At 33.7% G+C, this 1373-nt stretch carries 1 protein-coding gene; it reads left to right on the forward strand.

Annotated elements, in window-relative coordinates; translation table 11 throughout:
* A partial coding sequence (locus ACNQF8_RS15295; RefSeq protein WP_417953929.1) for a carboxypeptidase regulatory-like domain-containing protein occupies positions 1-1373 on the forward strand: 1373 nt, incomplete at both ends.

Below are 1373 nucleotides of genomic sequence, written 5' to 3' on the forward strand. Positions count from 1 at the left end.
ATCAAAACCTATGAAAGAGTGGCTGAAAAAGGATATAAATCAGCCGATATGTTTAAAAAGCTGGGCAATGCTTATTACTTTAATGCACAGTTCGATAAAGCCGCTAAATGGTATGGTGAATTGTTTACTATGGATACCTCAAATTTAGAACCTGAATATTATTATCGCTATGCTCAGTCTTTAAGAGCAATCGATCAAAATGATAAGGCAAATGAGATGATGGAACTATTCAACCAAAAATCATCGAACGATAGCAGAGCTAAGCTATTTAAAAAAAATACCAACTATTTAGAAGCTATAAAAGCAAATTCTGGAAGGTACAACGTTGAAGATGCCGGAATAAATTCTATCTATTCTGATTACGGAACTGCTCTATATTCAGATAAATTAATTTTTGCTTCTGCAAGAGATACCGGAAGTCTTGGACAAAGAAAACACAAATGGACCAATCAGTATTTTACAAACTTGTACACGGCTGATTTAGGACAAGACATGACACCGGGTGCTGCAAAAAAGTTTGATGGAACCATAAATTCGAAATTTCACGAATCCACTCCTACTTTTAGCAGTGATGGAAAAACCATGTATTTTACTCGAAACAACTATCTGGATGGAAAAAAAGGAAAAGATGGAAATAAAATAACTTTAATAAAAATATACAAAGCTACTCTGGAGAATAATAAATGGACAAATGTAACCGAACTCCCTTTTGACAGTGACAATTACAGTACAGCACATCCAGCATTAAGTCCTGATGGAAAAACATTGTATTTTGCCTCTGATATGCCTGGAACTTTAGGCCAGTCTGATTTGTTCAAAGTAACCATAAATGAAGATGGTACTTTTGGAACACCGCAAAATTTAGGGAATACAATTAATACCGAAGGAAGAGAAACTTTCCCTTTTATTAATAATGAAAATGAAATTTACTTTGCATCTGATGGACATCCTGGACTTGGAGGATTAGACGTTTTTATGTCTAAAATAAATGAAGATAGTACTTTGAGTGAAGTTCAAAATGTAGGGGCCGATGTCAACTCTCCTAAAGATGATTTTGCTTATTTAATTGATACAAAATCAAGAAGAGGTTTTTTTACTTCCAATAGAGATGGTGGTCAGGGTTATGATGATATTTATAAATTTTTGGAAACAAGAAGACTTATTTGCGAACAACTTCTTTATGGTGAAATCACCGATATAAAAACAGGTGAACTACTGGCTAACACTAAAATAACCTTGTACGACAATCAATTTAAAGTTGTCAATACTGCCACTTCTGATGATAAAGGAAAATATAGCTTTAAGGTTGAATGTGGAAAGACTTACAGTGTAAGGGCTGAAAAACCAGAATACACAACCAAAGAAGAAAAAAT

This window comes from Flavobacterium labens, assembly GCF_048286755.1.
In the GTDB taxonomy this organism is placed as follows: domain Bacteria; phylum Bacteroidota; class Bacteroidia; order Flavobacteriales; family Flavobacteriaceae; genus Flavobacterium.